The sequence below is a fragment of the Pseudonocardia pini genome (assembly GCF_013870575.1).
GTDB classification, from domain to species: Bacteria; Actinomycetota; Actinomycetes; order Mycobacteriales; family Pseudonocardiaceae; genus Pseudonocardia; species Pseudonocardia pini.
The window spans coordinates 1-3,276 of the sequence record NZ_JACBXB010000646.1 but is presented as its reverse complement, the minus strand read 5'-3'; the positions used below and the strand labels follow the sequence as shown (position 1 = coordinate 3,276).

General features: G+C 71.8%; 3 protein-coding genes and 2 tRNA genes. 3 read left to right on the top strand and 2 right to left on the bottom strand.

The features are described 5' to 3' along the window. A partial coding sequence (locus H5J29_RS26445) for an FAD-dependent oxidoreductase (protein WP_181783722.1) occupies window positions 1-933 on the bottom strand: 933 nt, incomplete at its 3' end. 55 nt (window positions 934-988) lie between these two features. On the opposite strand from H5J29_RS26445, the gene gltX reads away from it, so the two are divergent. From gltX to H5J29_RS26430, 3 genes are all read left to right on the top strand, one after another. Next, window positions 989-2,455, top strand: coding sequence for a glutamate--tRNA ligase (gltX, locus tag H5J29_RS26440; RefSeq protein ID WP_181783721.1), 1,467 nt, complete (start codon window positions 989-991; stop codon window positions 2,453-2,455). 64 nt (window positions 2,456-2,519) lie between these two features. Further along, window positions 2,520-2,591, top strand: a tRNA-Gln gene (locus tag H5J29_RS26435). Between the two features lie 35 nt (window positions 2,592-2,626). Continuing rightward, window positions 2,627-2,699: transfer RNA gene (locus tag H5J29_RS26430), tRNA-Glu, on the top strand. Window positions 2,700-2,802: 103 nt separating this feature from the next. Here H5J29_RS26430 and H5J29_RS26425 read toward each other — a convergent pair. Then, a partial coding sequence (locus tag H5J29_RS26425; RefSeq protein WP_281376113.1) for a sucrase ferredoxin occupies window positions 2,803-3,276 on the bottom strand: 474 nt, incomplete at its 5' end.

The window sequence follows — 3,276 nt, the reverse complement described above, 5'->3', positions numbered from 1 at the left end:
GGCCACGGCGTCGGCCACCGCGAGGTTGATCCCGACCCCGCCGACCGGGGACATCGCGTGCGCGGCGTCGCCGATCAGCAGCAGGCCGGGGCGGAACCAGCGACGGAGCCGGTCGAGCCGGACGTCGAGCATCGAGACCTGGTCCCACGAGGTCAGGGTGCCGACGCGGTCGGCCGTCAACGGGATCAGCCGCGCCATCCGGCTGCGCAGGGTGTCGATGCCCAGTGCTCGCAGGCCCGCGTCGCCGCCCTTGCGGATCAGGTACGCGCACTGCCAGTAGTCCCCGCGGTCGATCATCACCGCGAAGTGCCCCTTGGTGAACCGGCCCATCCCGCCGACCGGGTCCTCCTCCGCGCGCGGCAGCCGGAACCACTCGACGTCCATCGGCACGCCGAACTGTCGCCCGCGCAGCCCCGCCTCCTCCCGGACGAGCGAGCGCCGGCCGTCGCAGCCGATCGTGAGGGCCGCCGGGAGCGTGTGCTCCTCCCCGGTCACCCGGTCGGTCCACCGGACCCCGGTGACCCGGTCCCCGGACCGCAGCAGACCGGTGACCTCGGCGTTGCGGACCAGGCGGAAGGTGGGCTCCTCCGCCGCGGCGGCCGCGAGGAGGTCGAGGAAGTCCCACTGCGGGACGAGCGCGATGTAGGGCCGCGCGCTCTTCAGCAGACCGAAGTTCCCGATCTGGATCGTCCCGCCGTCGAGCAGCGCGCGCACCGACTGGATCCGGCGCTGGGGGACGGCGTCGAACCGCTCGCCGAGGCCCAGCTCGTCGAGCAGCTCGAGGGTGGAGGGGTGGACGGTGTCGCCCCGGAAGTCCCGCAGGAAGTCCCCGTGCTTCTCCAGCACGGTGACCTCCACGCCCGCGCGGGCGAGCAGCAGACCGAGGACCATCCCGGCGGGCCCGCCGCCGACCACGCACGCGTTATTCATCATGCGTTGAAATGTACTCCGGATGGCCTCGGAGCACCAGCGTTACCCTGGGCCCACCATGAGCACCGTTCGCGTCCGCTTCTGCCCCTCGCCCACCGGTACGCCCCACGTCGGGCTGATCCGCACCGCCCTGTTCAACTGGGCGCACGCCCGCCACACGGGCGGCGACTTCGTGTTCCGCATCGAGGACACGGACGCCCAGCGGGACAGCGTGGAGAGCTACGAGGCCCTCCTCGACGCGCTGCGCTGGCTCGGCCTGGACTGGGACGAGGGTCCCGAGAAGGGCGGCCCGCACGGCCCGTACCGGCAGAGCGAGCGCGGCGACCTCTACCGGGACGCGCTCGGCAGGCTCGTCGAGGCCGGTGAGGTCTACGAGTCCTACTCCAGCGCCGGGGAGATCGAGGCCCGGCACAAGGCCGCCGGTCGCGACCCCAAGCTGGGCTACGACAACGCCGACCGGGAGCTCACCGAGGAGCAGCGGCAGGCGTTCCGGGCCGAGGGGCGCAAGCCCGTCTACCGGCTGCGGATGCCGGACCGCGACATCACCTTCACCGACCTGGTCCGCGGCGAGGTCACGTTCAAGCAGGGGCTGGTCCCGGACTTCGTGCTCGCCCGCGGGGACGGCACGCCGCTCTACCCCCTGACCAACCCGCTCGACGACGCGCTCATGGGGATCACCCACGTCCTGCGCGGCGAGGACCTCCTCTCCTCGACGCCGCGGCAGATCGCCCTGCTCGAGGCGCTGCAGCGCGTCGGGATCGGCGAGGGCCCGCTGACCTACGGGCACCTCCCGCTGGTCACCGGCGAGGGCAACCGCAAGCTGTCCAAGCGGGACCCGCAGTCGAACCTGTTCACCTACCGGGAGCGCGGCTTCACCCCCGAGGGCCTGCTCAACTACCTCGCCCTGCTCGGCTGGTCCATCGCCGAGGACCGGGACCTCTTCTCGCTCGCGGAGATGGTCGAGGCGTTCGACGTCACGCGGGTCTCGTCCAACACCGCCCGCTTCGACCTCAAGAAGGCCGAGGCCATCAACGCGGCGCACCTGCGGGCGCTGGACCCGGCGGACTTCGCCGCGCGGGTGATCCCGTACCTCGCCGACCTCGGCATCACGATCACCTCGGACGACCCGGTGCTCGTCGCCGCCGCCCCGCTCGTCCAGGAGCGGTCCGTGGTGCTCTCCGACGCCGCGCGGATGCTGTCCTTCCTGTTCGTCGACGAGCTGGTGCTCGACGAGGACGCCGCGGCCAAGAACCTCGGCGCCGACGCCGCCCCGGTCCTGGAGGCCGCGATCAAGGGCCTCGAGGGGCTCGACGGGTGGACGGCCGCCGCGATCGAGGAGTCCCTGAAGGCCTCGTTGGTCGACGGGCTCGGCCTCAAGCCGCGGAAGGCCTTCGGCCCGGTGCGCGTCGCGATCAGCGGCCGGACGGTGTCGCCGCCGCTCTACGAGTCCATGGAGCTGCTCGGCCGCGAGCGTTCGATGGTCAGACTGGGGGTCGGTTTGGAGCGCGCCGGAGGCGTCCGCTAGAGTCTTCTCTGCAAGGACACGGACACCGGAACTGCTCCGGCGGCCCCCGGTGAATGTGCCTCCTTGGGGTATGGTGTAATTGGCAGCACGACTGATTCTGGTTCAGTTAGTCTAGGTTCGAGTCCTGGTACCCCAGCGGAAACGCAAGTTTCTGCACTGCTGAATATGTCTGGCCCCGTCGTCTAGTGGCCTAGGACGCCGCCCTCTCAAGGCGGTAGCGCGGGTTCGAATCCCGTCGGGGCTACACTCGAGACCCCCATTCCGGCTTGCCGGGGTGGGGGTCTCGCGCATTACGGGCGCATTTCACGAATGGTCGTGAGAGCAGGCTCACAATGCGGTCGGAATGGTCAGGCGAGGACGCGGACCGCGGTGGCCACCAGCGGTGCGCACCGTTCCAGCGACCCTCCACAGGAGAGTGGGCGCTCGGGCCCCGGCTGCTCCTCGACCCGGACCACCCAGCGCGTGCCGTACCCGGTCACCACGACCTCGCCCGCCATGATCTCGGCCACGGTCAGGGCGTCGGCGTCCCGGAGGCCGGTGTGCTCGCGCACCGCCAGCTCGGCGACCTGCCCGGCGGCGGGCCAGGCCATCCGGCCTCGGCAGTGGCCGGTCTCCACCTCGCCCGCCCCGGCGGCCTTGGCCGCGGCGACCGCGGACTGGACGTCGAGCCTGCCGTAGAGGTAGCCGGTGGGCAGCACCAGGGCGGTGGGGGCGAAGCGGTGGCCGCCGAGGTGCGAGCACTCCCACACGTCCACCTGGCCGGTCTCGGCCACCGCCGCGGCGAGGGCTCGTCCCTCGACGGCGCAGCAGAGGTCCCGCGT

Excerpts from the sequence above, each read along its gene's own strand:
- gltX (WP_181783721.1), top strand. The coding sequence starts at position 989 with ATGAGCACCGTTCGCGTCCGCTTCTGCCCCTCGCCCACCGGTACGCCC.